The following is a 24837-nucleotide window of genomic DNA, read 5'->3' as shown; positions in this document are numbered from 1 at the left end:
CACCGAGTTTGCGGCGATGCTTTTCGTATCAAAGGGACGTCGCTCTCTCGCTGCCTACCCCGGCGGCATGCCTTCGAATTTCGGCAAGTCCGGATCGAGACGATCCCATTGATGGCCGCGCGCGGCGTAAGTCACCACCTGCGGCTTGTAGCGGGCGGGCTCGTCGAGGCTTGCGGCGCGGATGGTGAAGATGTCGGGCATTGCCGCAAAGGTCAGGTAAACCGGCAAGCCGCACCGGGCGCAGAAGCCGCGCGTCTTCACGTTGCCGCTGTCGCCGACGATGTCCCAGTGCTTCGCCTCGCCGGTTACGGTGACGCCGGCGCGCGCGAAGGTCGCGTAGGAGCCGTGGCCGCTTCCGCTTTCCCGCTGGCAGTCCCGGCACTGGCAGTGATTGCTGAATATGGGCTCACCGACAATCGAATAACGGATCGTGCCGCAGGCGCAGCCGCCTGTATAGGGCTTGTCCATCGCGATAACTCCTTACTCGCCACTGATCTCGTCAAGCTGGCGGACGACCTTCTTCCAGCCGCCACTCATCACCGTGTAGGCCGACTCGTTTCTGGGCAGGACGAAGCCGGCATGAACCAGGCGGATCCGCGTGCCGGCTTCGACCGGGGTGAGGGACCACGTCACGACAGTGTCGAGCGGCGCGCCGTAGCCGGTGTTGCGCTCATCGCCGCCCTTCCAGGCGTAGACGAGGCGCCGGTTCGGCACGACCTCCAGAACCCGGCAATGGATGACGCCGTCCCAGTTGCCGCCCGGAGTGGTCTGGAACGTGAAGGCCTTGCCTTCGACGGCTTCAAAACCGGTCGGCGGCATCAGCCAGCGCGCGATCAGCTGGGCGCTGGTCAACGCCTTCCAGATCGTCTCCGGCACGTGAGGGAACACCTCGTCGATGACGATGTCTTTGGTCTCGGCTTTCAACTCGGCAGCACTCACGGATCGATCTCCTTCAAGAGGTCACGCAGGTTCTGGAAGCGCTCGCGCCAGAAGACGCCGTAATGATCCATCCAGGTCACCAGCGGCTCGAGTCCTTGCGGCGCGGCGCGGTAGTAGACGTTGCGGCCCTCCGCGCGCTCGGCCACGAGGCCGGCCTGCTTCAGCGACTTCAGGTGTTGCGAGATCGCGCCTTGCGTCACGCCACTGCCGCGCGTCAGCTCGGCGACGCTGATCTCCTTGCTCTCGAAGACGCGTTCGAACACGGCGCGGCGGGTCGGATCGGCGAGGGCGCGCATCACGGTGGTGACGGGGTTTGGGGCGGCTTCGATCATGGCGATAAATTAGTGAGAGCTAATTCATTAGTCAATGCTAATTTAATTCGGCCGCGCTCTGTCTGGCGTCAGCAATTGACTATGACTGACTAGTCAGTCATAAATTGACTATGACGAAGAAGCCCACCAAAGCCGCCGCGGCATCTGCAGCCCAGGCTGGGAGCCAAATGCTCGAAGCCGCGCCCGCCTCGAACCGTGCCACCCGCGCGGCGGAGCGGCGTGCGGCGATCGTGGAGGCGGCGATGGAGGAGTTCATTGCGCGCGGCTTTGCCGCGACGCGGCTCGACGACATCGCCAGACGTGCCGGCGTCGCCAAGGGCACGATCTACCTGCACTTCAAGGACAAGGAATCGATGTTCGAGGAGCTGGTGCGCGTCGTGATCGTGCCTGTGGTGGCGCGGCTGACGACGTTGCCGCCGCCGGTGGGCTCGGTGCGCGACCTCATCGAAGCCTTCGCCGGCAACTTCCTCAAGGAGGTGATCGGCACCAGGCGCGGTGATCTCGTGCGCCTGATCGTGGCGGAGGGGCCGCGCTTTCCCTCCGTCGCCGACTTCTACTACCGCGAGGTGGTCTCGCGCGGCGTTGCCGCCATGCGCGCGCTGATCGAGCTCGGCATCGCCCGCGGCGAGATCCGCGAGAAGGAGCTTGCGCGCTATCCGCAGATCCTGATCGCGCCTGCGATGATCGCGGTGATCTGGCAAAGCCTGTTTGAGCGCCACGCGCCGCTCGACGCGCGGGACATGCTGCGCGTCCATCTCGATTTGATTTTTGGCGAACGGAGGACGACATGAGGTCGTCGCAAACCATCTCTCACCTCATCCTGAGGAGCGCGGAACGCGCGTCTCGAAGGATGCAGGCCCGGCTGTGGCCCTTCGCCCTTCGAGACGCTGCTTCGCAGCTCCTCAGGGTGAGGGATCGACAGCTTTGGTCGCTGCAAGCAATTTTCAGATTTGCATTGGCCGTCCTTTTCGCAACCGCGCTGGCGGCTTGCAAGGAGAAGCGCGATCCCGGCTTCCAGGGCTGGGTCGAGGCCGACATGATCTTCGTCAGCCCGGACGAAGCCGGCCGCGTGACGAAGCTGAACATCCGCGAGGGTGACGAGGTCAAGGTCGGCGACGCCCTCTATTCCGTCGACGACGATCTCCAGCTTGCCGATCTCAACCAGAACAAGGCGACGCTGGCCAACGCGCAGCAGACCTATGACCGTGCGGCCTCGCTGAACAAGACCGGTTCGGGCACGCAGGCCAATCTCGATTCCGCCGTCTCCGCCCTCCGCGTGGCGGAAGCGCGGGTGGCGACGTCGGAGACGCGGATGGCGCGGCGCAGGGGCTTTGCGCCGGTCGCCGGCACCATCCAGCAGATCTATTTCCGCGAGGGTGAGATGGTGGCGGCGCAGCGGCCGGTGCTCTCGATCATGCCGCCCGGCAACATGAAGCTGCGCTTCTTCGTGCCGGAGACCGAGCTGCCCAAGCTTGCGATCGGCGACACGGTGCGAATCGGCTGCGACAATTGCGCGGCCGACCTGACCGCAAAGATCTATTTCATCGCGACCTCGGCCGAATACACCCCGCCGGTGATCTACAGCCTCGATGAGCGCAACAAGCTCGTCTACCTGATCCAGGCGCGGCCCTCGCGCCCCGATGCCTTGCGCGTCGGGCAGCCGATCGACGTCTATCTCAATCCAAAAACCCCGGTGGCGGACAAGCGATGAACGGCGGCAACGAGATCGCAATCGACGTCAAGGGCCTGACGAAGTCGTTCGGCGGCCGCGAGGTCGTGCACGATCTGTCGATGCAGGTGAAGCGCGGCTCGATCTACGGCTTCCTCGGTCCCAACGGCTCGGGCAAGACCACCACCATCCGCATCCTCTGCGGCCTGCTCACGCCCGACAGCGGCGAGGGGACGTGCCTCGGCTACGACATCCGGCGCGATGCCGAAAAGATCAAGCGCCAGGTCGGCTACATGACCCAGCGCTTCAGCCTGTACCAGGACCTCTCGGTGCGCGAGAACCTCGAATTCGTGGCACGGCTCTATGGCCTTGTCGATCCACGCGACGCGGCGCGTGATATGGTCAAGCGGCTCGGGCTCTCGGGGCGCGAGGAGCAGCTCGCTGGCGAACTCTCCGGCGGCTGGAAGCAGCGGCTGGCGTTAGGTGCCTGCACGCTGCCCAATCCGCAATTGCTGCTGCTGGACGAGCCGACCGCCGGCGTCGATCCCAAGGCACGGCGCGATTTCTGGAACGAGATCCACGCACTCGCCGCCGACGGCCTCACCGTGCTGGTGTCCACCCACTACATGGACGAAGCCGAGCGCTGCCACGAGATCGCCTACATCGCCTACGGCCATCTGCTCGCGCACGGCACGGTGGAGGAGGTGATCGCGAAATCCGCGCTGACGACCTACACCGTGACGGGTGAGGATTTGAACGGGCTCACCGCCGAGCTCACCGGCAAGCCCGGAATCGACATGGTGGCACCGTTCGGCACCTCGTTGCACGTCTCGGGGCGCGACGTCGCCGCGCTCGAAGCCAGCATCGCGCCGTGGCGCGAGAAGAGCGGCCTGCACTGGCAGAGCTCGCATCCTTCGCTCGAAGACGTGTTCATCGAACTGATGAGCCGCTCCAAGGACAATTTCCAATGAGCACCGTCGATCATCCGGCTCCCGCACGCGAAATCCGCGAGCGCTTCGGCTTCCTGCGACGCTCCTATGCGATGCTGATCAAGGAGTTCATCCAGCTGAGGCGCGATCGCGTCTCGTTCGCGATGATCGTGATGCTGCCGGTGATGCAGCTCATGCTGTTCGGCTATGCCATCAACACCACGCCGCACCATCTGCCGAGTGCCGTGCTGCTCCAGGAGGACTCCGATCTCACCCGCTCGATCCTGAAGGCGCTGGAGAACACCGCCTATTTCCGTTTCATCTACGAGGTGCACGACGTCGACGATTTCGACAATCTGCTGAAATCGGGCAAGGTCCTGTTCGGCGTCGAGATCCCGCGCGGATTCGAACGGGCGGTGCGGCGCGGCGACAAGCCGGCGCTGCTGGTCGCGGCCGACGCCACCGATCCGGTCGCGGCGAGCTCGGCGATCGGCTCGCTCGGCATGGTCGTGCAGACCGCGCTCAAGCACGATCTCTATATCGGCAATCCCCCGGAGATGCCGTTCGAGATCCGGGCGCATGCGCGCTACAATCCGGCCGCAGCGTCGAGCCTCAACATCGTGCCGGGTCTCGTCGGCACCATCCTCACCATGACCATGCTGATCTTCACCGCGCTCTCGGTCACGCGCGAGGTCGAGCGCGGCACCATGGAGAGTCTGCTGTCGATGCCGATCAAGCCGGTCGAGGTGATGTTCGGCAAGATCATCCCTTACGTACTGGTCGGCTTCGTCCAGGCCTTCCTGATCATCAGCATCGGCGTCGGCCTGTTCGGCGTGCCCGTGCTTGGCAATCTGTTCCTGCTCGCGCTGCTCTCGACGCTGTTCATCACCACCAACCTGTCGATCGGCTACACGATCTCGACCGTCGTGCAGAACCAGCTCCAGGCCATGCAGATGTCGATGATGTTCTTCCTGCCGAGCATTCTGCTGTCCGGCTTCATGTTCCCGTTCGCCGGCATGCCGGCCTGGGCGCAATATGTCGGCGAGGCCTTGCCGCTGACCCATTATTTGCGCATCGTCCGCGCCATCATGCTGAAGGGGGCGAGCATGCAGAATCTGCGGTTCGACGCGCTGGCGCTGGCGGCCCTGATGCTGATCGCTATGACCATCGCCGTGACGCGCTTCCGCCGTACGCTAGATTGAGGCAAACTAGTCCTTGAGAGTCATTCCGGGGCCTACGAAGTGCGAACCCGGAATCTCGAGATTCCGGGTTCACGCTGCGCGTGCCCCGGAATGACTGGGGGATGGAATGGTCAAGTTTACGAGCAGGAAAGCGCGGCAACACGCCGCCTTGTCGGAGGACTTCGAGCGCGAGCTGACGCGGGAAGTGCTGCGCACCGAGCTGTTGCGGGTGCGGACACTGATCATCACCGGCTGCGTCATGATCTTGTTCCTCACCTCAACCTTCCTGATCGACCCCGCTCTGGTGAACCGGGTCTGGCGCGGGACGGAGGGCCTCGTCCGCGAATATATTCTCTTGGGAGGTTTCATCCTCTTCGAAGTCTGGATCCACAGCCAGATCAGGCGAAACCTCAAGCTCGATCGCGACCTGCCGGTGATCAGGCGCTACGTCGGCGCCTTTATCGAAACGTCGCTGCCGACGATCATCCTGATCCTGCAGATCCGAAGCATGGGTGCGAGCCAGGCGCTCGGTTTCGTGCTGCCGCTGGTCTATTTCATCTTCATCATTCTTTCGACGCTGCGGCTCGATTTCTGGCTGTCGACCTTCACGGGATTCGTGGCTGGAGCCGAACTCCTGGCCGTCGCGCTGCATTACAATTCGGCCAGCGACGCGGGCGAACCCCTGATCTACTTCCACGCCGTGCGCAGCACGGTCATCCTGATCTGCGGCGTGCTCGCCGGCTCCGTCGGTGCGCAGCTGCGGCGGCAATTTGCCGCGAGCATCGCGGCTGCCACCGCGCGCGACCGGGTCACCAATCTGTTCGGCCAGCACGTCTCGCCGCAGGTGGTGGAGCGGCTGATGGCGGAGGGGACGAGCGCGGCCGGCGACCTCCGCCGCGTCGCGGTGATGTTCGTCGATTTCCGCGGCTTCACCGCCGGGGCGCAGTCGCGCACCCCGCAGGAGGTGGTCGACCGGCTCGATGGCGCCTTCGCGGTGCTGGTCGACATCCTCGACCGCCAGGGCGGCATCGTGAACAAGTTTCTCGGCGACGGCTTCCTCGCGCTGTTCGGCGCGCCGCTGGAGGCCTCCGACGCCGCGCACCGCGCGGTCGCCGCGGGCCGCGAGATGCTGGCCGCGATGGACCGCATCAATGCGGAGACGAGCTGGCCGCTGCGGATCGGCATCGGCATCCATTTCGGCGAGGTCGTCGCCGGCAATATCGGTTCGCCCCGGCGCAAGGAGTACACGGTGATCGGCGACACCGTGAACTTTGCCTCGCGGCTGGAGGCGCTGAACAAGGAGTTCGGCTCGCAGCTGCTGATCTCGGCGTCCGTGCGCGAGGCGCTCGGCGATGACGGCGAGGATGCTGTCGCGCTCGGCGAAGTCGAGGTGCGCGGCTACGAGCAGAAGGTGGCGGTGTTTCAGCTCGGGTAGACCGCTCGCGTTTCGTTGAAGGCGCGTGATGAAATATCGCGCCGCGTTCTCCGTTCCTGCACTCTGGAAGCCGAAGCATCGGTTTCCGTTTGTCATGCGGAGAAAACCAATGACCAGATTGTCCGTTGTTGCGGCCGTCCTGATCGCCGCCGCCGTCTACCAAACCCAGGCCGCTGCCGCCCGCGACGCCGCTTCTCGGCGCGCCGCAACCCACGTGACGACGGACTGCGTCAGGGCTCCGGCGGTGGGCGCCTATGCCTCTGCGCCCTACAAGCAACCGCCTTGCCTGCCCAATACGACGACGATGAACTGACGATCACAGCAGACGAACCCGGGCTGGTGAAGTCCGCCAGCCCGGCTTCGCGTCATCCATGGCGGCCCTTCCGCCGGCGGTATTTTCGTAGTGCTTGACTCCTTCATCATATAGTCATCTATATGACTACATGAATTCAGCGCCGCTCGACGACCGCCTGCCACGCTACCAGCGCCTGCGCGACGACCTCGCCGCGCGGATCAACCGCAATGAATGGCGGCCGGGCGAGCCGATCCCGTCGGAAGCCGAGTTGGCTGCGCATTACGGCGTTGCCATCGGCACCGTGCGCAAGGCGATCGACCAGCTCGTCGCGGATGCCGTGCTGGAGCGCCAGCAGGGCCGCGGCACCTTCGTGCGCCGCGCGCGCTTCAACTCCTCGCTGTTCCGCTTCTTTCGCTTCCAGTCGGAGAGCGGCGAGCGGCGCGTGCCGAAGAGCCGCATCATCCGGCGCAAGAGCGTGCTGGCGACATCGGCGGTCGCATCCGCACTCCGCATCCCGGTCGGCGAGCCCGTGATCAGCCTGTCGCGCCTGCGCCTGATCGACGACGTCCCGCTGCTCGCCGAAGAGATCTGGCTGCAGCAATCGCGCTTCGCGCCGATCCTCGACATCGACACCGCCGAGTTCGGCGACCTCCTGTATCCGCTCTACGAGGAGCGCTGCGGCGAGGTCGTGGTTTCCGCCGAGGAAATCCTGACGGTCGAGACCGCCAACGAGATGCAGGCACGCCTGCTGCGGCTCGAGGCGCATGCGCCTCTGATTGTCATCGAGCGTCTCGCGCTCGACCTCGAACGGCGGCCGATCGAATGGCGCCGTTCGCGCGGGCCGGCCAACCGCTTCCGCTACCACGCCGAGATCAGGTGAAGCGGCTCTTCAACGACACCAAGCAATAAACGAGTACAGGGGTAGGAAAAATGTCGAACTGGTACAGCGAAAGCTCGCCGCTGGAGCGGCGCACGTTCTGGGCAAGCTTTGGCGGCTGGGCGCTGGATGCGCTCGACGTCCAGATGTTCGGCCTTGCCATCCCCGCGCTGATCGCGGCGTTCGGCATCAGCAAGGCCGATGCCGGCCTGCTCGGCTCGGTCACGCTGTTCTTCGGCGCGTTCGGCGGCTGGCTCGGCGGTGCGCTCGGCGACCGCTTCGGCCGCGTCAAGGCGCTTCAGATCACGGTTGCGACCTTCGCACTCGCGACCTTCGCCTGCGCATTCGCGATGACCTACACCCAGCTCCTGATCCTGAAAGCGGTCCAGGGCCTCGGCTTCGGCGCCGAATGGGCCTGCGGCGCGGTGCTGATGGCCGAGATCATCCGCGCCGAGCATCGCGGCAAGGCGCTCGGCTCGGTGCAGAGCGCCTGGGCCGTGGGCTGGGGCGCAGCCGTGCTGCTGTCGGCGCTGGTCTTCACCTATGCGCCCGCAGACATCGCCTGGCGGCTGCTGTTCGCGCTCGGGCTGTTGCCCGCGCTCCTCATCATCTTCATCCGCCGCGGATTGAAGGAGCCGCCGCGCGCCATCGCCAGCGAAAAGACGCCGTTCTTCGCGACGCTCTCGGGCATCTTCCATCGCGACGTGTTGCGCGCGACGCTGATCGGCGGCCTGTTCGGCATCGGCGCCCATGGCGGCTACGCGGCGCTCACCACCTTCCTGCCGACTTACCTGCGCGAGGTGCGGCATCTGTCGGTGCTGGGCTCCAGCGGCTATCTCGCCGTCATCATCGTCGCCTTCTTCTGCGGCTGCGTGGCGAGCGGCATCATCAGCGACCGCATCGGTCGCCGGGTCAACGTCGCGTTCTTCGCCAGCGCCTGCATCGTCACCGTGCTGATCTACATCTTCGCGCCGCTGACCGATGGGCAGATGCTGGTGCTCGGCTTCCCGCTCGGCTTCTTCTCCGCCGGCATCCCCGCCAGCATGGCGGCGCTGTTCAGCGAGCTCTATCCGGCCGGCGTGCGCGGCACCGGCGTCGGCTTCTGCTACAATTTCGGCCGGATCGTCTCCGCCGCGTTCCCGTTCCTGGTCGGCTTCCTCAGCGATCATATCGGGCTTGGACCTGCGATCGGCATCGATGCGGCCTTCGCCTATTCGCTGGTGCTGATCGCGGTGCTGCTGCTGCCCGAAACCCGCGGCAAGGTCTTTGAACAGACCGCCGCGACGCGCGCCTGACGCGGGATGGGGAGGAGCCACCATGACATTGTCCCAGCGCGGCCTGACGCGCCGCCAGTTTGGCGCGGGCCTCGCATCGCTCGTGACGCTGGCCGCGACCACAGCCAGCAGTGAGGCGGCCTTGCCGACGATCGATACCCACGCCCATGTCTTTCACCGCGGCCTCAAGCTCGCACCTAGCCGCCGCTACGCGCCGGACTACGACGCGCCGCTGTCGCTCTATCTGGAGCAGCTCGACCGCAACGGCATGTCCAATGGCGTGCTGGTGCAGCCGAGCTTTCTCGGCACCGACAATTCCTATCTGGTTGCATGCCTGAAAGAGGCGGGCGGCCGCCTGCGCGGCATCGCCGTCGTCGATCCCGCTGTTAGCGCGGACGAGCTGCGCATGCTCGATCGCGCCGGCATCGTCGGCATTCGCCTCAATCTCGTCGGCCAGCCCTTGCCCGATCTCGCTGCCGGCGAATGGAAGACGTTGCTCGCGAGCGTGAAAGTGATGGGCTGGCAGGTCGAAATCCAGCGCAACGCGGCCGATCTCGCCGCGCTTGCGCCGCAGCTTCTGGATCTCGGCGTTGCAGTCGTGCTCGATCACTACGCGCTGCCCGATCCAAAGCTCGGTGTCGACGATCCCGGCTTCCAGTCCGTGCTGAAGCTCGGCGCAACGCGAAACGTCTGGGTCAAGATCTCGGCGCCGTATCGCAATGGCGCGGCCGGCGAGAGCTTTGCGAAGCAAGCCTATCCGCTGCTGCGCAAAGCTTACGGCCTCGATCGCCTGTTGTGGGGCAGCGACTGGCCGCACACGCAGTTCGAGGCGTCGCAGGCTTACGGAAAGAACCGGCAGTTTCTCGATACGCTGATCACTGATCAGAGCGAGCGTGCGCAAGTGCTGGCATCGCCGTATCAGCTCTTCCGCTTCTGACACGTTCGGTCGCGATTGCTCCGATTGCTCCGAATTTTGGGGCATGACGGACGATGTCGCCGGCTTGTAGACTGCTGCACGATGCAGCCGACCCGCGGCTGCGATTTGCATGAGGAAAGCAAAGATGCAGCGCCGCTACATCACCGTCGACGTGTTCACCGACCGCGCCTTCGGCGGCAACCAGCTCGCCGTGGTGCTCGATGCCGGCGGCTTGTCGACGACGCAGATGCAGGCGATCGCGACCGAGTTCAACTATTCCGAGACGACCTTCGTGCTGCCGCCGCGCGACAAGGCGAACGATGCGGAGGTGCGCATCTTCACGCCGGTGCGGGAGCTGCCCTTTGCCGGTCACCCCAATGTCGGCACCGCCTTCGTGCTGGCGACGATCGCAAGGGAGCCCAAGCCGCGCCTGCTGTTCGAGGAGAAGGCGGGGCTCGTGCCGGTCGAGATCGTACGGGAGCAGGGCAGGGTGGTCAGCACCGAGCTGACCGCGCCGCAGCCGCTGGCCCGCCTCGCGACATGTTCCGCCGAAGAGGTCGCGGCCTGCATCTCCCTGACCGCGGAGGATATCAAGATCGATCGCCATGCCCCGCAGGTCGTCGGCGTTGGAACGCCCTTCGTGGTGGCGGAAGTGGGGTCGCGTGAGGCTGTGCGGCGGGCCAAGCCTGATGCTGCGGCGTTCAGCCGGATGTTGCCGCGCGATGGCGCCTTCTCGGTCTATTTCTACACGCGCGACGTGCCGGCGGCGGAAGCGCCATGCGAGCGGCAGGCGCGGATGTTCTTCCCCGGCGCCAGCGGCCTGATCGAGGACCCCGCCACCGGCAGTGCCACGGTCGCCGCCGCCGCGCTGTTCGCCGATCTCGATCCCGCGCGCGATGGCGAGTTGAAGCTCACCATCGGCCAGGGGTTCGACATGGGCCGTCCGAGCCTGCTCCTGACGCGCGTGCGCAAGCAGGACGGCAAGATCACGTCCGCTCATGTCGGCGGCAGCTGTGTGCAGATGATGGAGGGGACGTTTGGGCTGGAGGGGGAGGGGTAGGTCCATCAACCCGTCATTCCGGGGCGCGCGCAGCGCGAACCCGGAATCCATTCCTCCACTAGCTCTGCGGCCCGATGGATTCCGGGCTCGCGACTTTTTCGCGCCCCGGAATGACAGCGCAGCTAAATCTGCCGCCCCGCCAAATTCCTCACCGTCACCCCATCGCGCTCCTCGATGATCTCCGCGATCATCTGGCGGTGACAGTGGGTGTGGTCGCGCTCGTAGCAGAGCAGGCACACCGGGCCTGCCTTCTTCACCAGGGCCGAGAGCTCGTCCATCTCTTCCTTCGCCTGCGGCGTCTTCAGGTGCCTTGAATAAATCCTCTCCAGCGCGTCGTACTGGCCGCTGCGAGCGGCAAGGCGCCCCTCCTTCGGCGTGCCGAGCGCGGCGAGATGGACATAGGCGATGCCGCGCTCGTCGAGCCCGGCGGACAACTGCTTCTTGGAAAAACCCGGCCGGCGCGACGACGTCACCGCGCGCACGTCGACCACGAGCTTGACGCCGGCGTGCTCCAGCTCGTCGAGCACGGCCTTGGGCGGCGTCTGCTCATAGCCGATGGTGAAGAGCTTCTTCGCCTTTGCCATGAACAATCCTCAACTCACTCGCGCGATCAGTTCCATGGCGCCGTGCGGTGCGCGCACCTTGCCTTCGTGGATGACGTAGGCGAACACGTCGCGCGGCTCCTTCTTCGGCTTTGCCTTGTCGACCTTCGGCAGATCGTCCGGTTCGCTTCCTTCGGCCCAGTCCTTGAAGCGCTGGGCCCAGGCATCGAGCTGCTTCGGCGGATAGCAGGTCTTGATCTCGTCATTGCCCTTCTGCAGCCGCGCGTAGACGAAATCGCCGGCAACGTCGGCGATGGCGGGATATTTGCCGTGCTCGGCGAACACCACCGGCGTCTCGAATTCGCGGATCAGCGCGACGAAGTCGGGCGTGCAGAAACTGTCGTGGCGGACCTCGACCACGTGGCGCAGCGCGCGCCCGTCGAGCTTGCGCGGCAGCAGCTCCAGGAACTTGCCGAAATCGGCGCCGTCGAACTTCTTGGTCGGCGCGAACTGCCACAGCACCGGCCCGAGATGGTCGCCGAGTTCCAGCACGCCGGAATCATAGAAGCGCTTGATGGAATCGCCGGCTTCGGCCAGCACGCGGCGATTGGTGGCGAAGCGCGGCCCCTTCACCGAGAACACGAAACCTTCAGGCACTTCGCTGGCCCATTTGCGAAAGCTCTCCGGCTTCTGCGAGCCGTAATAGGTGCCGTTGATCTCGATCGAGGTCAGCTTCGAGGCCGCGTAGGACAGCTCTTTCGCCTGCGTCAGCTTCTCCGGATAGAACACGCCGCGCCATGGCTCGAATGTCCAGCCGCCGACGCCGATGAAGATATTGCCGGATTTTTTGGACACGGTTTTTGTTTTGGCCACGGAAGGATCTCGCATCGACGTGGAGGGGAGGCCGGCATCCTAGTCAAACGAGTTGTGATTGGCCAGTTGCCGCGGCCCGTCTAAGCTTCCGACAAGATCATCTGCGTATCGAGAGACAATATAGTTTCTACATCGACAGAAAGTCTTTACCTCGACAGAAAGTTTTTACGGGATAGAACGCTTCTGGTTAGCGCGAAAATTTCACTATTTGTGGCCGATTCAACGATCTCCCGGATCTCTCGCCTGCCTGACGCAGCATCAAGCGGGAAATAGAACCACTACGTCAGATGTGCCGCCCCGCTAACCGCTCGAAATCGCGGGTAAGTTAAATTATACCGTATTACATTCGCGGTACCCTTTCGAAATGCGTCTCGCAAATGGTGGTGGACGGTCGAGCAATAACTGCGAAAGCGTCACCAAATACCGCGAAAGTTTCCACCTCCAACTCCGCAGCACGAGCCGGGCCCACCTGCTCGGCGCCTACCCGCGGGAGGCTATGAGCGGTCTTGGCGACGAGACGCGACAGCTGCTCGTCAGAACGCAGGAGGCAGCGCGGAGTCACGTATCCGAGATTCGTCGCTTTAATCGCGGTGTAGCCCTCATCGAGGCCCAGGACGAGCGCGAGCCGAAGCGTTGAGGCCGGTCTCGGCCTTGATCTTTTCACGAATGCGCAAAGCGATGTCCCTGGCGAGCGGGATGTCTTGAAGATTTTCGGTAACGTCAAGATAGGCCTCGTCGAGCGACAAGGGTTCGATGATCGGCGTGTGCTCGGCGAAGATATCGCGAATCTGTCGGCTGATCGCCTTGTAGACCTCGAAGCGTGGCTTGACGAAGATCAGCTCAGGACATTGTCGCTTCGCGGTCACCGACGGCATCGCGGAGCGAACGGCGAATTTGCGGGCTTCGTAGCTCGCGGCGGCTACGACGCCCCGCTCCGCCGAGCCGCCCACCGCGACCGGCTTGCCGCACAGGTCCGAATTATCGCGCTGTTCCACGGATGCATAGAACGCATCCATGTCGATATGGATGATCTTGCGATGGGGCGCCGTCGAGACGTTTTGCTCCGGATCGGATGGGTCCATGCGCGGATTATCCAGGTCCGCAGTCGAGTCGTCGCAGCCGTTAGACCAGATCCTCGGGCGGACACTCCGGACAGGTGTCGCCGATAGACTCCAAGACCTCTGCGATCGCGACCGTGGCCGCCTCCGGCGAAACGCCGGCCGGTGGATCCCGGCGGACGATATCGAACGCGCGGTCGCGCGCATGGGGATCGGCGCGATCCTGCAACCACCCGTGCTCCTCGCATTCCCTAATGGCGCCGGCATCGTTGAGCACCGAGATGGCCCAACCTCGCAGCGTCCGGACCGCAGGCCACCTATCCTTGAACATCAGCATCGAATTCGCTCCACCGGGACGAATCCTCGTCTCCCGCCGCCGTTCCGGCCGGTTAGCACAGGGCAGGGATTCGAAATCGCGGGCAATGTAGCTTGTCCACGTGTTCCACCTTCCTGCGCACAACACTATGCGGCCGCAGCGGGATCTTCCTTCTCGCCCGTCGCGATGATCTTCAACGCGCCGTCCAGCAGCGGCCGCTGCAGCACCTTTGCCTCGTCCCAGGGCGCGCCCATCCAGACGTCGTACTCCTCCGCCGTCGTTAAGACCACGGGCATCGCTTTGGGATGGACGCGCTTTACCTCAGCGTTCGGATCGCAGGTAAGGAACCCAAAGAGGTCGGCTGTGACCTCGCCTTCCTTTGCCTTTCGCACACAGGTCCAGTTTGTCCAGATGCCGGCGAAAGCGACGAGCGGGCGAGACTCATCGAGGGCGAACCACACCGGCACCTTCTTGCCGTCGATCGTGTCGTACTCGGAAAACGACGTGAGGGGCACTAGACAGCGGTGGTCTGGCTCGAGCCAGCGCTTCCAGTGGCTGCTTCTTGTGTTGCGGATGTTGGTCGTGCCGCTGTCCGGCTCCAGCCGGAGCAGCTGTTTGAAGTCTACGGTCTTGCCCTTGGCCTCGAGCTTCTCCGCGCGCCTCTTGGTTGCGTCCATGATTGCTTTTGCCGAAGACGGCATGCCCCAGCGTGCCATGACAAGCTCGCGCCCCTCGGCCCCGTTGCGCACGATCGGCGCCGGGTAGTCGGGGAAAATGCCCGGCATCGACGGCAGGTTTCCGACGCGGCTGTTCAGCGCCCCGAACAACCGGCGGATCGCATCTACGTTTTTGGTCATCGAATAGAGATTGCACACAATCAGATCTCCGGTGCGGCCTGGCGGGAGCGCGATGCCAGCTGCAGAAGGGTAGCTGAGGGCCGGCGACCTGCCTTGCCACATTTGCTGCAGCGGAGGCGGCTGGCCAGGTCATGGACGAATGTGGTCGGTGGATGGCGCAGCGCCGCCAGGTCGACGTCTCGCCGGGTCTTGCACCGCGAGCACTCGATCTCAAGCCAGGCGTAACCGCCGTTGATGCCCTGGTCGACAGTCGGCGATGGGTCGATCGGTCCTCCGTCGGCCCACATCCTCTCATTCCACGATTCGCAGAGCAGCTTGTCTGCCTGTCGGATAAGGGTCTCGCCCTTAGCGCGGGTTAAGGGCGGCCTCGTAACAATCGGTGGGCGAGGTGCAATGCTGCAATCGCTCCGAAAAGGCAAACAGCGCTGCGTGTTCTTCCATGCGACGGGATAGTGCCTCTCAGCTCGCTTGCGATTGGTGATGTCGTGCTGAACGCGAACCGCATAAAGAAAGCGCCCGTCAGCATCGCGGACGCTCGACGACGTCACCTGGGCCCAGATATGGCCGCCATCCTTGCGGGCAATGCGCTTTTCGATGCTGCAGCGCTCGAACTCGCCCGCGAGCTGGCGCTGGAATTGACGGCGATCCTCCGACACATCTTCCGGATGCGTCTCCTCGAAAATTGTTAGGCCCAGCAGTTGGGCCGCCGAATAACCTGTGAGCGAAGGCCTTCTAACCGCCGTCTATCAGTACCAGATCAGGGATGGCTGGACGCTGCAGCCCAATTTTCAGTACATTATTCACCCCGGTGGAGGAGCAACGAACCCTTCAGGACCTCTAGCCGGAACGCCACTCGAGAATGCTTCCGTGTTCGGCTTGCGGACGACTCTTAAATTTTAGGAGGGACTTCCGAAACGTAGTTCGCGCCGTAGGCGCCACATGAGGACGGCGACCGCGAACCAGACGAGCGAACCCGCTGCGAGGCAGAGCGCGGGCTGTAAAGCGCGTCCGTGCCAGATGAAGAGCGCGAAGCAGGCAAGGCCCAGACTTCCCCATCCGGCCCCGGCGGCATCAAGTGCGGCGGCAGCCTTTCCGCGTCGCTGCCCGCGCAGGCCGTTTTTCTCCTTGCGCTCACGCTCATGCTTCTCGATCAAGGTCGCACTGGCACAGAAGATCGCTGGAAAGGCCAGCATCAGCCCGCCGGCCTCCGGCCCTGCCCCGTCCGCGACAAGGCCAGCCACCACGGTTGCCAACCCGCCCAATGCAAAACGCACGACATATTCGTAAAGTCGTCCCTGCTTGAGTGCGGAGAACTTGAAGTGGACAACCATAGTGGTCAGCCTATCAAAAATTGCTTGAGGCCTATCGCGGCCACAAGCCAGATCGCGAAAGCGGCGAGGGTGGCCTTGAGCGCCGACCATTCGGCCCGTATCAGCAACTGACAAACAGCAACGCTGTAAGCCGCGAGCGCGATCGAACCGAGCATCATCGAGCGGCCTTCGATCGCAACATAGTCGCCGCCATGTTTTGAGAAGGCGAGGCCGAGCGTTGCTAGAGCTACGGAGGGCGCGGCGCCAAACAATCCCGCGAAGCTCTTGGGCCGCAGCACGTCGCCTATGACCGCAAACAGGGAAACGACCAAGCCGCCAATCAGAAAGCGCAGCGCGTAGTCCACCATTTCCTCCTTGATCGCCGTTTCTAGGACGATCTTGGTACCAGCATGCTGACCGCCATGCCGACGATGCAAAGAGCCATCGCCGCCGTCGACGCCCAGCCGAGCCAATACAGCCAGCCTTCGACCACGAGCTTGCCCATCACGTCACGCCGTCTGACAAGCAGCATTAAAACGGTCATTACCGGTGCTGCTAGCACCCCGTTAATGACCGCACTCCAGTAAAGCGTCTTGATCGGATCAATTGGCGTGAAATTGAGCGCCACACCGAGGCCGACCGAGAGGGCAAGCACCGAATAAAACGCCATGGCCTGCCGCGGTTTGCGGGCGAGGCCAACGGGGCATCTGCGGCCTTCGCCAATGGCATAGGCTGTCGAGCCGGCCAGCATCGCATGAATATTACATCAGGGCTGCTCAGGGCACTTTGACAGTCCTTTGGCCGACAGGCTCGCCTGACCTGTGCCGCTGGTTTAATGGTGCCAGAAGATCGCGAGCAGCAGAATGATCGGCAACGGTATGCCCAGCAACCACAACAATGCGCCTCGTCCAAAGCCCATGGCTCTCTCCTCCATTGATCTGTCCCTCGCATCCAACGCGTCCGTCCGGCGCACAGTTCCTCGCCGGGAACGGTTTTCGAGGCGGTTGATTGAAAGACCAGGTCGACTTGCTCTGCTTTCCAATCACTCTTTTACGGAGATTGCTGCAGGGCATAAGGACATCTGCGAGAGAAGGCAGTCGATGACGATACGAGTACATCCTTTGTCCGCCGATATCGAACTTGCGCGTGCGATTGCGCGACACACCCGTCCGCTGCCGGAGCGGATTTCGGGCGCGCTGACCTGGGGAGCGGATGAGCATATTCTGACCGCGGTTGCCGTCGGATGGTGGCTCTGGTGTCGCGCCAAACCACTGCCGCAGCGGCACGCAAGCGATCATGTGCTGCTGACGACGCTCGCCTCTGTCCTGTTGCCACATCTTCTAAAAACGCATTTTGACCAGGTGCGGCCGGACCGGCGCACCGTGCGCGGCCATCTGCATGGCATCCCACTCTCCGGCCGCGCGCTGGATGCGTTCCCCTCGGGGCATGCCGTGCATGTCGGTGCCCTCGCATCCGCCGCCGCGGTCCTGTCGCCCGCCAAGCGCAATCTCGCGTGGGGCCTCGGCGCCGTTCTGGTGTCGACGCGCGTGTTCCTGCTGGCTCACTGGGCAAGTGATGTACTTGCGGGTCTGGCGATCGGAGTCGCGCTGGAGCGCGTCATAAGGCGGCTGACGGGATTTGGTCGTCAGGGAAGATCGGGCTAGTCATGGGGCAACTGCTCGCACCCCCCGGTCCTCACGCCGTCCATCTCTGCATCGACATGCAAAGGTTGTTCGCACCGTATGCCCCGTGGGCAACGCCCTGGTTGGAGCGTGCGCTACCCGAGGCGGTCAGGCTGATTGCGCACGCGCCGCCACGTACCGTCTTCACGCGCTTCATTCCGGTCCGTAACAAGGCCGAGGCGCGCGGCGTCTGGAAAGCCTATTATGAGAAATGGGAATGCGTGACACGCGACAAGGCCGATCCGGGGTTGCTTGAGCTGATGCCGGCCCTGACACGCTTTGTGCCGCCTGCCACAGTCATCGACCGCCAGACTTACTGCGCATTCACCAATAGGCGCCTGCAAGCCTTTCTGGATGAGCATCAGGTGGACACGCTGATCGTGTCTGGCGGTGAGACCGATGTCTGTGTGCTCGCAACGGTGCTGGCTGCGGTCGATATCGGCTACCGTGTTATCCTCGCTGAGGACGCGCTCTGCAGCTCGTCTGATGAAAGTCACGATGCGCTCATCAATCTCTACACCAAGAGGTTCAGCTTGCAGATCGAGGTGGCGCCGGTTGCCAGCATCCTTGCGCGCTGGAGCGTCGTCAGGTGATCAGCCAACCTCGTAAAAAGCTCTCGTTTCTTCGGGGCGGTCGCCAGGTCACGGATGAGGGCGCACTCGGCAGCATCCGTGCGGAGCTTTTCCAATTGAGCCTGCATGCCTTTCATTGCGATCAGTTCCGTTCCCGAGCGGAACCATACCGCTTGTGTACGAAAGCGCACAGACCTGATTGCCAGTTTTTCCTAAGCTAGGGATGCTTAGCGACCCACTACCGCCAAGCACCTCCAACGGTCCCAGCATAGGGGTATGCTGGGGCCGTTTTTATTGGACCTCAGCCTTGATTAAGCCGCACGAAGGTTCCGCTCTCGTGCAGCTCGAGCCAGCCTCTCTCGACCGCATGCTGGATGCCGGTGCCGAACTCCGGGCCCGTCGCCTTGCAGCCGTTCCTGGAGAGGAACGGCGCGTTGATCTTCTCGATGTGAATGCGCCCATTGACGGGCTCGACGCCGGCGGCGAGCTCGAGGAGCTTGCGTGCGGCAACTTGCGGATCTGCGAAGTGGCGGGTCTCGACGTGCTTCATGCGCTGGCGCCGGCGAGCTTGTCGCGCTCGATGCGAGCCAGTTCCTTGGCCTTGGCCTCGGCCTCGTTGCGCGTCAGCAGATCCGGTCGAAGCCGCCGGCCGGGCAGGTCGCCCCAGTAGAAATAGACGCTCGGACGGCCGTCCGCGAAGCGGACCTTATAGCTGCCGGTGTCGGGGACGCGTTCGTGCTTCTTGATCGTGATCGGCGTGGTCATGGGGGCTTTAATAGGAGCTCGGCACGGGCGCTGTCACGTATCAATCTTTGCGGTGGACCGCCAATAGCATAGGTCTAGGAGTTCGGTACCATAGAGCACGTCGCCAACGGGGTCGCGGGGCACCAGGAAAACTTGGCAGCCGCCCTGCCACATAGACAAGGGCCGCCGACTCGCCATCAGCGGCCCCGTCCGGGTTTCAATAATTCCGAGATCAAATGGTCTAGCCAGCCCCGGATTGCCGATTTTTCCCGATCCTAAAGATTCTCGCAAGCACATTTGTGAATCGTCTAATTGATTTTTTCGCTGCCACAGACGCAGCAGATTAGGCGGGTGTCTCCTGTCTGCCCCTGCGAGTGTCTTAACTAGGGCGCGGACTCATAACGCGCAGCCAGCCCTGTCCAGACGCAACGCTTCCGGGCAGGCCCCGGTTGGACACTTACCGAGTAGAAGGGGACCGACAATTTCCGCTGAAACCGTCCCAACGGACACCTTCTTGCCTTTGCTTTCGGTGCTATGATTGGGCACCAACGGCAGTGCAACATCTGGGTTTGGGGGTCCTATTGGCGATTAAAGGAGAGCCGGGACTTCAACGCGAAGCTCTCGTCAGCGAGCTGGCCCTGGACCGTGCCGAGCGGTTGGCCAATCTGCTGGCCTCCATAGTTGAATCTAGCGACGACGTGATCGTTAGCAAGAATCTGGACGGCATTATTACAAGTTGGAATAAGGGGGCTGAGCGCATCTTCGGCTATTCGGCCGCCGAGGCGATCGGCCAGCCTATCACACTTGTGATCCCGGAGGACCGACAAAGCGAAGAACGCGAGATTTTAACCCGCATCCGACGAGGTGAGCGCCTCGACCATTTTGAGACTGTTCGCCGACGTAGGGATGGTAGCTCAATCGTCGTTTCGCTGACCGTTTCTCCTGTCAAAGATGCCCACGGCAACATCATTGGCGCATCTAAGATTGCTAGAGATATTACCGAGCACAAGCGAGCTCAGGAGCAGATTCGCATTCTGGCTCGCGAGGCGGAGCACCGAAGCAAGAACATCCTCGCGAACGTACAGGCAATCATCAATCTTTCTCAGTCCGACACCTCCGAGCGCCTCAAGGAAGTGATCAGCGGGCGCATCCAAGCGATGGCAAATGTTCACTCGCTGTTTGTTGAAACGCGGTGGATAGGAGCCGAGGTCTCGGCGATCGCCAAGCAAGAGCTCGCCCCTTATCTCCAAGAAGGCCAAGACAAGCGGATTGTGATGGAGGGTCTGCAAATTGTATTAGAACCCACCGCTGCACAGGCGATTGCTGTGGTTTTGCATGAATTAGCGACCAACGCTGCCAAGTATGGAGCGCTGTCTAACGCGAAAGGCTGGATTGGATTGGATTGGTCGCGAGCCGAGGATGGACAGCTAATGCTCCGCTGGACCGAATTGGGCGGTCCGAGGGTAAATGCGCCCGAACGCAAGGGCTTTGGTAGCCGCCTCATCGAAGGAACGATCACCCCACTTGGCGGCAAGGTGCATTTTGACTGGCGCGCGGAAGGGCTAGTTTGCGAAATCGCCGTTCCGACGTAAAACCCAATCGAGCTTGGCTTCGCTGCTCTCACGACATATTGCGCTGCCCCAAGAACTTGGTCGCTATAGGAGCAAAGCAGACGTAGTCACCAGTCACATGACGCCGCCGGGTTTATAGGTACACGGCCTAGGACAGCACCCGATAAACCTTCGCGCGTTGAGCCGCTCGATCCTCGAACAGGAGAAGCCGCCAACTGAGGCGGCCTTTATTTGGTGAGATGGAGGGCGATCTTCTCGGCTTCGATTTTCTCGACCATCGCGCCGATTGCGGCGACTGTCTGTGCATCAGTTACCTTCGCAAGCAAGCCTTTCAGGTGGTTGATCCGTCTATCTAGCTCCACGCAATGTTCGCACATGCTTGCCATCCACGGTGGGAGGCGTGAACAAGGACTCGCAGTCACCGGCAAAGGCCAAATGTTGTAACGGTGATGGCGATCAACCGGCCTATGCCGGCAAATGTTCCTGAAACCGCTGAGCGGATTACTCAGGCAGTGGCAATCCGGGCGATCTCAGCCACTCGCTCACGTGCGAGCCGGTTTCGGCTTGCCAGGCTTTGCGGAGCTTTTCTTGGCGCTCCATTCCTGGGGGGAGGGATTTGGCCTCTTCACGGAGGCGTTTTGCTATTTCGGCTAAACGTTCTTCAAGGGACTGTATTTGTTTGAAACGGCGGCGGCGCTGCATGACAACACCTCGTCTTACGGGTCCTAACCGCAGGGTTTGAGTTTTCCGATTCCTAAGATGCGGATCCCGACAAGTTGGTTCCATCTGGAGGAACAACGGTGGTGGGCTATCGTATGTGGCTCGCGAACACTCAGTTCGCAATGAAAATCGAACACTAGACCGCCAACTGAGGCGGCCTTACGCTGGTTTTTCAGCCCGAATATGCAGAACGTAGAGCGTGTTCTGAAACTCGTCGGCCACTTCCATCCGCCAGTCTCGGCCCGGTACTAGGTTCCCGTCAATGCCCTGTAGTATCTGTCCGGCGGTGACAGTGGCCTCCTTCCACGCGGCATGCTTGTCCGGGAGGTCCTCGCCCACGCGGTCGATCTCGGTGCGCTCGTGCGTAATGTGAAAGAAATATCTCGGCATGCGCGGTAATGCGGTACGTCAGGCTCACGTTCCAATCGGGCCGAAAAGCGTGCTCATTCAGCGGGGGCTGAATAGGGTAGTTCGAAAATAACATCGAAAGATCAAAAGGTTGCCCGCGCTTGGGAGACTAGGGTCGGAGGTTCAAATCCTCTCGCTTTGCAGGACGCGCTTCTCGGGACACCGGCCTCGACAGCCTCCGAGCCGGGGCGAATTTCAAGGGCCTTCTTAAAAGCTTTCTCTTGCGGTGTACGTCACCGCCTCAATCTTGTTTCCATCGAGGTCGCGTACGAAGGCACCAAAATAATTCGCGTTGTAATTGTCTCGGATGCCGGGAGTCCCTTCGTCAACGCCTCCAAGCGCAAGTGCGGTCGCGTGGAAGCTCTCACTGTCTCGCGATCCGGTGCTTGAAAAGCTACGTGAGTGCCATTTCCTGCCGTTGCCCGAAGCCCGTCTATCGGGGTTTCGATACTGAAAATGATATCCGAGGCGCCGTAGTGGAGCGAACGGTCCGAGTGTTTGAGGAGCCGCAGTCCGAGAAGGGACATCAGCGGATCGTAGAAAGCTCTTGCGCTGTTGACATCGTTACTGCCGAGCGAGACGTGATGGATCATCTGGTCACCGTTTGAGGCAATACCGTCGCTTCAATCTTTCGGTCGTGGTCTCTGCGGCATAATGGATACGCCCGAAGTCGGCTTCGTCCTTTGCGGTGACATGAAGCCTCCAGGTCACGTCTCGGGCCTCGCCAGCGACGCATTCGACCTCGACAGAAACCGCATGCTCGCCGCCCGGGAAGCTCCGAATCTGCTGAAGCGCCATAAGCTCCAAGTCGGTCTTCGAGATCGATGTTCTTGCCACCGCAGCCTCCTCCCGCCGCCCCGTCCTTTCATCGGCAATCACTCGGCCAACCGACCGCGCGCGGAGATGTTCCTCGGGCGCTTGAAGGCCGCTCGTGCGGTCAGCTCCCTCAAGACTTGTCGAAACGCGAATGTCGCTGAGGACGGCTTTTCGTACGCTCGATATCGCGGCCACGTTCTTTGCCGCTGGGGCGCACCCACACAAAGATCGCTCGATAAGTCAGCTTTTCTCACAGTATTCATCCGGAGCTGTAGTTACACGGACTGGCGACGCCGGCGATCTCAACGGCAGGCGATGTGGCGAAGATGCAGCGAAGAAGATTGCGAATTCGACGAATGCAGGTCGGTATCAGCCTGCAGCGGAAGTGCGCAGTCTTCAGGCCGCGGCTTGGCTGACTGTGCGGATACGAAAACGGCGAAACAGGTGATCGCAAACATCAGCCGAGCACCTGCGAGCGGCCAGCAACCGCGCTCGCACAATATGCGCGGGTGAGCGCCAGACGGATGGCTCTCTACGACGCGCAAAGCGGACATTCACCGTCAGCGGCTTCACCTAGCTGCCGACCAATCTCGCCCATAAGAGCCCGCGGGTCCCAGTTCGTGCCGTCACTCTTGACGACTCTCTTCGCGCGCTCGAAAGCATGGCTCTCGGCCGCATCATCCCCTATGCGGATGGTCACTTGAGAATGGAAGGGGCAGACCGCGATTGCACGGGTCGTCTCTAGAGCAAAGCGCACGGTCGCGCGGAGATCATCGGCGTAATTTTCGGCGGACACGTTAGCCTCCTGTCGCACATCGCCTGCGAGATCAACACACAGTCAGGGGCGGATAGGCAGTTAAGGCGAGGCCCGGTGCGCCTAGGAGCCCAGGGCCTCATAACCTCAGAAGCCTGACAATAGGTTGTTCGGCTACGCGTCCAGTCTGTCCGACATGGCAGGATATCGCTTTGACGCTGCGCAAAGCCCCTCGGACCAGCCCGGCCCACTTGCGGCGGTACGGAGGGGACAGTTGCGGGGCCGAGCGGTCCGACGGGCTGGCGCCGTGAGGAGGCGCCACGCAATTGGAGGCTAGTCCCAGTCGGCGATATCGCTCTGTTCACTTGTGACCCGGAATAGGTATTTGTAATGTTCCCGCACTGGAACATCGAGGCCGCAGATGAAAGACATGCAGGCCCAACTGGAGAAGCTACAGCGAGACGCCGCTGAGTGCGCCCTTATTCGCGACTTGGCGACGGACCCCAAAAAGCGCGAACTGTTTGCCAAACTGGCTGAACACCTTGCGGTGCTCGCATCCGCAGTAGAGCAGGCTATCGGTGAGAGCACGGCAGCGACATCGCTCCTGATCTGCCGCCCAAGCCGTAAAAATGTGGACGCCAGCTTGACCGAGTTGCCCTAAGCTCCATCTCGTAATCAGGCATCGAATGCCTATTTTTCCTGAATGCGTTCATTTGAGTTTTGCCTTCCCAGCAGAGGCGTGGCGGTCCCTAGCGGGCCGGATTGGCTTCATGAAGTAAAGTATGACGGCTACCGTCTTCGCCTTGAGCGCGAGGGCCACCGGGTACGCCTGATCACGCGCGGCGGGTACAACTGGGCCAGTCGCTATCCTTGGATCGTCGAGGCCGCGCGCAAGGTCCGCCAGAAGCATTTCGTCCTCGATGGCGAAGCAGTCGTGCTCGGCGTCGATGGCATCTCCGATTTCAACGCACTTCACTCGCGCAAGCGCGACCACGAAGTGCAGTTCTGCGCCTTCGATATTCTCGCCGAAGGCGGCGACGATCACCGCAGGCTCTCGTTGTCGATGCGGAAGACGAACTTGGAGCGCCTGCTGGCGCGGCGTCCTGAAGGCGTTTTCGTTAATCCCTTTGAGCGTGGCGAGCTTGGACCTGACCTATTCCGCGCCGCGTGCAACATGGGTCTTGAAGGATTGGTATCGAAGCGTCGCGACCAGCCTGATCAGGCGGGCCGGAGCAAGCATTGGGTAAAGGTAAAAAAACGCAGTCACCCCGCGATGGAGCGGGAGCTGTGAGGTCGCGAACAAGCAAGTTGGCAGGCACTAGCATGTTGCACGCAAGCAACTCTTCTCTTGTTCCATGATTTGCACCGTGGTTTCGGCTTCACACGATAAGCCTGACCTGCGTAGATAATCTGCGCTAAAAATTGGCTGGTAATATTGTGATCGGCGGGGAAGAAGCCACGCGCATCCGGCGCCTACAGAAAGACCGTCTGTAGATGGTCTTTCTGTAACGCGCGGCCGTTCGTATTAGTCACGCAGGAAAATATTTTGGGCTTTCTCGCGAAGCCTAAGCCGCTACATTCATACTATTGCGATCTCATATTTTATGATGGGGCCGACTATGTTGGACGACGAATTTAATAGGCAACGTGCGAAAATATTACGTGAACTCGCAGAGCAAGCCGACCCATTCATCAAAAAGCGCCTTT

General features: G+C 62.2%; 32 protein-coding genes and 4 pseudogenes. 16 read left to right on the top strand and 20 right to left on the bottom strand.

Annotated features, from left to right (window positions below):
• Positions 1 to 54: 54 nt before the first annotated feature.
• Genes AAFG50_RS28110 through AAFG50_RS28100 form a run of 3 tightly spaced genes read right to left on the bottom strand, consistent with a single transcriptional unit; the run spans position 55 to position 1271 of the window.
• Entirely contained in the window at positions 55 to 468 is a 414-nt protein-coding gene (locus AAFG50_RS28110) for a GFA family protein (protein ID WP_028173415.1), read from the bottom strand.
• Between the two features lie 12 nt (positions 469 to 480).
• Positions 481 to 939 (bottom strand): SRPBCC domain-containing protein, encoded by a 459-nt coding sequence (locus AAFG50_RS28105; RefSeq protein WP_028173416.1) that lies wholly within the window; start codon positions 937 to 939, stop codon positions 481 to 483.
• The gene (locus AAFG50_RS28100; protein WP_011088398.1) at positions 936 to 1271 is read right to left on the bottom strand and encodes a metalloregulator ArsR/SmtB family transcription factor; all 336 of its coding nucleotides are present in this window, start codon (positions 1269 to 1271) and stop codon (positions 936 to 938) included. The genes AAFG50_RS28105 and AAFG50_RS28100 overlap by 4 nt, the downstream gene beginning before the upstream one ends.
• 110 nt (positions 1272 to 1381) lie before the next feature.
• Here AAFG50_RS28100 and AAFG50_RS28095 point away from each other — a divergent pair, with 110 nt between their 5' ends.
• The 10 genes from AAFG50_RS28095 (at position 1382) to AAFG50_RS28050 (ending at position 10907) form a co-directional block, all read left to right on the top strand.
• Positions 1382 to 2062, top strand: a complete 681-nt coding sequence (locus AAFG50_RS28095; protein WP_028173417.1) for a TetR/AcrR family transcriptional regulator — start codon at positions 1382 to 1384, stop codon at positions 2060 to 2062.
• Entirely contained in the window at positions 2059 to 2982 is a 924-nt protein-coding gene (locus AAFG50_RS28090) for an efflux RND transporter periplasmic adaptor subunit (RefSeq protein ID WP_231166534.1), read from the top strand. Before AAFG50_RS28095 ends, AAFG50_RS28090 begins: the two co-directional genes overlap by 4 nt.
• On the top strand, positions 2979 to 3911 hold the full coding sequence (locus AAFG50_RS28085) for an ABC transporter ATP-binding protein (protein WP_028173419.1): 933 nt from the start codon (positions 2979 to 2981) through the stop codon (positions 3909 to 3911). Before AAFG50_RS28090 ends, AAFG50_RS28085 begins: the two co-directional genes overlap by 4 nt.
• Positions 3908 to 5071 (top strand): ABC transporter permease, encoded by a 1164-nt coding sequence (locus AAFG50_RS28080; protein WP_028173420.1) that lies wholly within the window; start codon positions 3908 to 3910, stop codon positions 5069 to 5071. The genes AAFG50_RS28085 and AAFG50_RS28080 overlap by 4 nt, the downstream gene beginning before the upstream one ends.
• A gap of 106 nt (positions 5072 to 5177) precedes the next feature.
• On the top strand, positions 5178 to 6485 hold the full coding sequence (locus AAFG50_RS28075) for an adenylate/guanylate cyclase domain-containing protein (RefSeq protein WP_028173421.1): 1308 nt from the start codon (positions 5178 to 5180) through the stop codon (positions 6483 to 6485).
• 28 nt (positions 6486 to 6513) lie between these two features.
• The gene (locus tag AAFG50_RS28070; RefSeq protein WP_231166533.1) at positions 6514 to 6798 is read left to right on the top strand and encodes a hypothetical protein; all 285 of its coding nucleotides are present in this window, start codon (positions 6514 to 6516) and stop codon (positions 6796 to 6798) included.
• A gap of 130 nt (positions 6799 to 6928) precedes the next feature.
• Positions 6929 to 7660 (top strand): GntR family transcriptional regulator, encoded by a 732-nt coding sequence (locus AAFG50_RS28065; RefSeq protein WP_028173423.1) that lies wholly within the window; start codon positions 6929 to 6931, stop codon positions 7658 to 7660.
• Positions 7661 to 7710: 50 nt separating this feature from the next.
• Positions 7711 to 8952 (top strand): MFS transporter, encoded by a 1242-nt coding sequence (locus AAFG50_RS28060; RefSeq protein WP_028173424.1) that lies wholly within the window; start codon positions 7711 to 7713, stop codon positions 8950 to 8952.
• Positions 8953 to 8974: 22 nt separating this feature from the next.
• Positions 8975 to 9868, top strand: coding sequence for an amidohydrolase family protein (locus AAFG50_RS28055; protein WP_028173425.1), 894 nt, complete (start codon positions 8975 to 8977; stop codon positions 9866 to 9868).
• Positions 9869 to 9992: 124 nt separating this feature from the next.
• Positions 9993 to 10907: a PhzF family phenazine biosynthesis protein gene (locus tag AAFG50_RS28050; RefSeq protein ID WP_028173426.1), complete on the top strand. Its 915-nt coding sequence runs from the start codon at positions 9993 to 9995 to the stop codon at positions 10905 to 10907.
• Positions 10908 to 11029: 122 nt separating this feature from the next.
• Here the strand turns inward: AAFG50_RS28050 and AAFG50_RS28045 are convergent, their stop codons facing one another.
• The 7 genes and pseudogenes from AAFG50_RS28045 to AAFG50_RS28015 form a co-directional block, all read right to left on the bottom strand.
• Positions 11030 to 11491 carry a DUF488 domain-containing protein gene (locus AAFG50_RS28045; protein ID WP_028173427.1) on the bottom strand — a complete coding sequence of 154 codons (462 nt, stop codon included), beginning with the start codon at positions 11489 to 11491 and terminating at the stop codon, positions 11030 to 11032.
• Between the two features lie 9 nt (positions 11492 to 11500).
• A complete protein-coding gene (locus tag AAFG50_RS28040; protein WP_011088387.1) occupies positions 11501 to 12337 on the bottom strand; it encodes a DUF72 domain-containing protein in 837 nt (278 codons plus the stop codon).
• A 608-nt stretch (positions 12338 to 12945) separates the two neighbouring features.
• Positions 12946 to 13404: pseudogene (locus AAFG50_RS28035) on the bottom strand (DNA polymerase IV); the annotation flags it as partial.
• 40 nt (positions 13405 to 13444) lie between these two features.
• Positions 13445 to 13717, bottom strand: a complete 273-nt coding sequence (locus tag AAFG50_RS28030) for a hypothetical protein (protein ID WP_028173430.1) — start codon at positions 13715 to 13717, stop codon at positions 13445 to 13447.
• A gap of 125 nt (positions 13718 to 13842) precedes the next feature.
• Positions 13843 to 14571: an SOS response-associated peptidase family protein gene (locus AAFG50_RS28025; protein WP_028173431.1), complete on the bottom strand. Its 729-nt coding sequence runs from the start codon at positions 14569 to 14571 to the stop codon at positions 13843 to 13845.
• Positions 14572 to 14573: 2 nt separating this feature from the next.
• Positions 14574 to 14906 (bottom strand): annotated as a pseudogene (locus AAFG50_RS28020) (hypothetical protein); the annotation flags it as partial.
• Positions 14907 to 15068: 162 nt separating this feature from the next.
• Positions 15069 to 15236: pseudogene (locus tag AAFG50_RS28015) on the bottom strand (PAS domain S-box protein); the annotation flags it as partial.
• A gap of 34 nt (positions 15237 to 15270) precedes the next feature.
• Between AAFG50_RS28015 and AAFG50_RS28010 the strand changes: the two are divergent.
• Entirely contained in the window at positions 15271 to 15453 is a 183-nt protein-coding gene (locus AAFG50_RS28010; protein ID WP_082901065.1) for a carbohydrate porin, read from the top strand.
• Here the strand turns inward: AAFG50_RS28010 and AAFG50_RS28005 are convergent.
• The 3 genes and pseudogenes from AAFG50_RS28005 to AAFG50_RS27995 form a co-directional block, all read right to left on the bottom strand.
• Positions 15450 to 15884: a DUF3147 family protein gene (locus AAFG50_RS28005; protein ID WP_011090440.1), complete on the bottom strand. Its 435-nt coding sequence runs from the start codon at positions 15882 to 15884 to the stop codon at positions 15450 to 15452. The two genes, AAFG50_RS28010 and AAFG50_RS28005, sit on opposite strands and share 4 nt — an antisense overlap.
• Before the next feature lie 5 nt (positions 15885 to 15889).
• Positions 15890 to 16231, bottom strand: coding sequence for a DUF3147 family protein (locus AAFG50_RS28000; RefSeq protein WP_038967813.1), 342 nt, complete (start codon positions 16229 to 16231; stop codon positions 15890 to 15892).
• A gap of 20 nt (positions 16232 to 16251) precedes the next feature.
• Positions 16252 to 16614, bottom strand: a pseudogene (locus tag AAFG50_RS27995) (divalent metal cation transporter); the annotation flags it as partial.
• 370 nt (positions 16615 to 16984) lie between these two features.
• Between AAFG50_RS27995 and AAFG50_RS27990 the strand changes: the two are divergent.
• Positions 16985 to 17527, top strand: a complete 543-nt coding sequence (locus AAFG50_RS27990; protein WP_211434525.1) for a phosphatase PAP2 family protein — start codon at positions 16985 to 16987, stop codon at positions 17525 to 17527.
• 2 nt (positions 17528 to 17529) lie between these two features.
• Positions 17530 to 18138 carry a cysteine hydrolase gene (locus tag AAFG50_RS27985; protein WP_074076791.1) on the top strand — a complete coding sequence of 203 codons (609 nt, stop codon included), beginning with the start codon at positions 17530 to 17532 and terminating at the stop codon, positions 18136 to 18138.
• Here AAFG50_RS27985 and AAFG50_RS27980 read toward each other — a convergent pair.
• The 3 genes from AAFG50_RS27980 to AAFG50_RS27970 form a co-directional block, all read right to left on the bottom strand.
• Positions 18060 to 18254, bottom strand: a complete 195-nt coding sequence (locus tag AAFG50_RS27980) for a hypothetical protein (protein WP_074076792.1) — start codon at positions 18252 to 18254, stop codon at positions 18060 to 18062. The genes AAFG50_RS27985 and AAFG50_RS27980 overlap by 79 nt on opposite strands.
• Positions 18255 to 18418: 164 nt before the next feature.
• Positions 18419 to 18667 (bottom strand): hypothetical protein, encoded by a 249-nt coding sequence (locus AAFG50_RS27975; protein WP_038967815.1) that lies wholly within the window; start codon positions 18665 to 18667, stop codon positions 18419 to 18421.
• Complete coding sequence (locus tag AAFG50_RS27970) at positions 18664 to 18882, bottom strand: hypothetical protein (RefSeq protein ID WP_038967816.1); 219 nt, start codon at positions 18880 to 18882, stop codon at positions 18664 to 18666. The genes AAFG50_RS27975 and AAFG50_RS27970 overlap by 4 nt, the downstream gene beginning before the upstream one ends.
• 560 nt (positions 18883 to 19442) lie before the next feature.
• On the opposite strand from AAFG50_RS27970, the gene AAFG50_RS27965 reads away from it, so the two are divergent.
• Positions 19443 to 20453 (top strand): PAS domain S-box protein, encoded by a 1011-nt coding sequence (locus AAFG50_RS27965; RefSeq protein WP_231166531.1) that lies wholly within the window; start codon positions 19443 to 19445, stop codon positions 20451 to 20453.
• A gap of 206 nt (positions 20454 to 20659) precedes the next feature.
• Here AAFG50_RS27965 and AAFG50_RS27960 read toward each other — a convergent pair whose 3' ends face one another.
• From AAFG50_RS27960 to AAFG50_RS27945, 4 genes are all read right to left on the bottom strand, one after another.
• On the bottom strand, positions 20660 to 20809 hold the full coding sequence (locus AAFG50_RS27960; protein ID WP_156149849.1) for a hypothetical protein: 150 nt from the start codon (positions 20807 to 20809) through the stop codon (positions 20660 to 20662).
• A gap of 124 nt (positions 20810 to 20933) precedes the next feature.
• Positions 20934 to 21134 carry a hypothetical protein gene (locus tag AAFG50_RS27955; RefSeq protein WP_074076794.1) on the bottom strand — a complete coding sequence of 67 codons (201 nt, stop codon included), beginning with the start codon at positions 21132 to 21134 and terminating at the stop codon, positions 20934 to 20936.
• 1544 nt (positions 21135 to 22678) lie between these two features.
• Positions 22679 to 22834 carry a hypothetical protein gene (locus AAFG50_RS27950; RefSeq protein WP_157839456.1) on the bottom strand — a complete coding sequence of 52 codons (156 nt, stop codon included), beginning with the start codon at positions 22832 to 22834 and terminating at the stop codon, positions 22679 to 22681.
• A gap of 74 nt (positions 22835 to 22908) precedes the next feature.
• The gene (locus tag AAFG50_RS27945; RefSeq protein ID WP_028176062.1) at positions 22909 to 23172 is read right to left on the bottom strand and encodes a hypothetical protein; all 264 of its coding nucleotides are present in this window, start codon (positions 23170 to 23172) and stop codon (positions 22909 to 22911) included.
• 379 nt (positions 23173 to 23551) lie between these two features.
• Here AAFG50_RS27945 and AAFG50_RS27940 point away from each other — a divergent pair, with 379 nt between their 5' ends.
• Entirely contained in the window at positions 23552 to 23791 is a 240-nt protein-coding gene (locus AAFG50_RS27940) for a hypothetical protein (RefSeq protein WP_038967817.1), read from the top strand.
• 78 nt (positions 23792 to 23869) lie between these two features.
• Positions 23870 to 24421, top strand: coding sequence for an RNA ligase family protein (locus AAFG50_RS27935; RefSeq protein ID WP_311997709.1), 552 nt, complete (start codon positions 23870 to 23872; stop codon positions 24419 to 24421).
• Positions 24422 to 24837 lie beyond the last annotated feature (416 nt).

The sequence above is a fragment of the Bradyrhizobium sp. B039 genome (assembly GCF_038965675.1).
Taxonomy (GTDB): Bacteria; Pseudomonadota; Alphaproteobacteria; order Rhizobiales; family Xanthobacteraceae; genus Bradyrhizobium; species Bradyrhizobium diazoefficiens.
This window is presented reverse-complemented; position numbering and strand designations above follow the sequence as displayed.

Bases quoted from the DNA above. Each gene is read 5' to 3' on its own strand.
- AAFG50_RS28110 (WP_028173415.1), bottom strand. From the start codon at position 468: ATGGACAAGCCCTATACAGGCGGCTGCGCCTGCGGCACGATCCGTTAT.
- AAFG50_RS28100 (WP_011088398.1), bottom strand. From the start codon at position 1,271: ATGATCGAAGCCGCCCCAAACCCCGTCACCACCGTGATGCGCGCCCTC.
- AAFG50_RS28095 (WP_028173417.1), top strand. From the start codon at position 1,382: ATGACGAAGAAGCCCACCAAAGCCGCCGCGGCATCTGCAGCCCAGGCT.
- AAFG50_RS28090 (WP_231166534.1), top strand. From the start codon at position 2,059: ATGAGGTCGTCGCAAACCATCTCTCACCTCATCCTGAGGAGCGCGGAA.
- AAFG50_RS28085 (WP_028173419.1), top strand. From the start codon at position 2,979: ATGAACGGCGGCAACGAGATCGCAATCGACGTCAAGGGCCTGACGAAG.
- AAFG50_RS28080 (WP_028173420.1), top strand. From the start codon at position 3,908: ATGAGCACCGTCGATCATCCGGCTCCCGCACGCGAAATCCGCGAGCGC.
- AAFG50_RS28075 (WP_028173421.1), top strand. From the start codon at position 5,178: ATGGTCAAGTTTACGAGCAGGAAAGCGCGGCAACACGCCGCCTTGTCG.
- AAFG50_RS28070 (WP_231166533.1), top strand. From the start codon at position 6,514: ATGAAATATCGCGCCGCGTTCTCCGTTCCTGCACTCTGGAAGCCGAAG.
- AAFG50_RS28065 (WP_028173423.1), top strand. From the start codon at position 6,929: ATGAATTCAGCGCCGCTCGACGACCGCCTGCCACGCTACCAGCGCCTG.
- AAFG50_RS28060 (WP_028173424.1), top strand. From the start codon at position 7,711: ATGTCGAACTGGTACAGCGAAAGCTCGCCGCTGGAGCGGCGCACGTTC.
- AAFG50_RS28055 (WP_028173425.1), top strand. From the start codon at position 8,975: ATGACATTGTCCCAGCGCGGCCTGACGCGCCGCCAGTTTGGCGCGGGC.
- AAFG50_RS28050 (WP_028173426.1), top strand. From the start codon at position 9,993: ATGCAGCGCCGCTACATCACCGTCGACGTGTTCACCGACCGCGCCTTC.
- AAFG50_RS28045 (WP_028173427.1), bottom strand. From the start codon at position 11,491: ATGGCAAAGGCGAAGAAGCTCTTCACCATCGGCTATGAGCAGACGCCG.
- AAFG50_RS28040 (WP_011088387.1), bottom strand. From the start codon at position 12,337: ATGCGAGATCCTTCCGTGGCCAAAACAAAAACCGTGTCCAAAAAATCC.
- AAFG50_RS28030 (WP_028173430.1), bottom strand. From the start codon at position 13,717: ATGCTGATGTTCAAGGATAGGTGGCCTGCGGTCCGGACGCTGCGAGGT.
- AAFG50_RS28005 (WP_011090440.1), bottom strand. From the start codon at position 15,884: ATGGTTGTCCACTTCAAGTTCTCCGCACTCAAGCAGGGACGACTTTAC.
- AAFG50_RS28000 (WP_038967813.1), bottom strand. From the start codon at position 16,231: ATGGTGGACTACGCGCTGCGCTTTCTGATTGGCGGCTTGGTCGTTTCC.
- AAFG50_RS27985 (WP_074076791.1), top strand. From the start codon at position 17,530: ATGGGGCAACTGCTCGCACCCCCCGGTCCTCACGCCGTCCATCTCTGC.
- AAFG50_RS27980 (WP_074076792.1), bottom strand. From the start codon at position 18,254: ATGAAAGGCATGCAGGCTCAATTGGAAAAGCTCCGCACGGATGCTGCC.
- AAFG50_RS27975 (WP_038967815.1), bottom strand. From the start codon at position 18,667: ATGAAGCACGTCGAGACCCGCCACTTCGCAGATCCGCAAGTTGCCGCA.
- AAFG50_RS27970 (WP_038967816.1), bottom strand. From the start codon at position 18,882: ATGACCACGCCGATCACGATCAAGAAGCACGAACGCGTCCCCGACACC.
- AAFG50_RS27960 (WP_156149849.1), bottom strand. From the start codon at position 20,809: ATGTGCGAACATTGCGTGGAGCTAGATAGACGGATCAACCACCTGAAA.
- AAFG50_RS27955 (WP_074076794.1), bottom strand. From the start codon at position 21,134: ATGCAGCGCCGCCGCCGTTTCAAACAAATACAGTCCCTTGAAGAACGT.
- AAFG50_RS27950 (WP_157839456.1), bottom strand. From the start codon at position 22,834: ATGTTTGCGATCACCTGTTTCGCCGTTTTCGTATCCGCACAGTCAGCC.
- AAFG50_RS27940 (WP_038967817.1), top strand. From the start codon at position 23,552: ATGAAAGACATGCAGGCCCAACTGGAGAAGCTACAGCGAGACGCCGCT.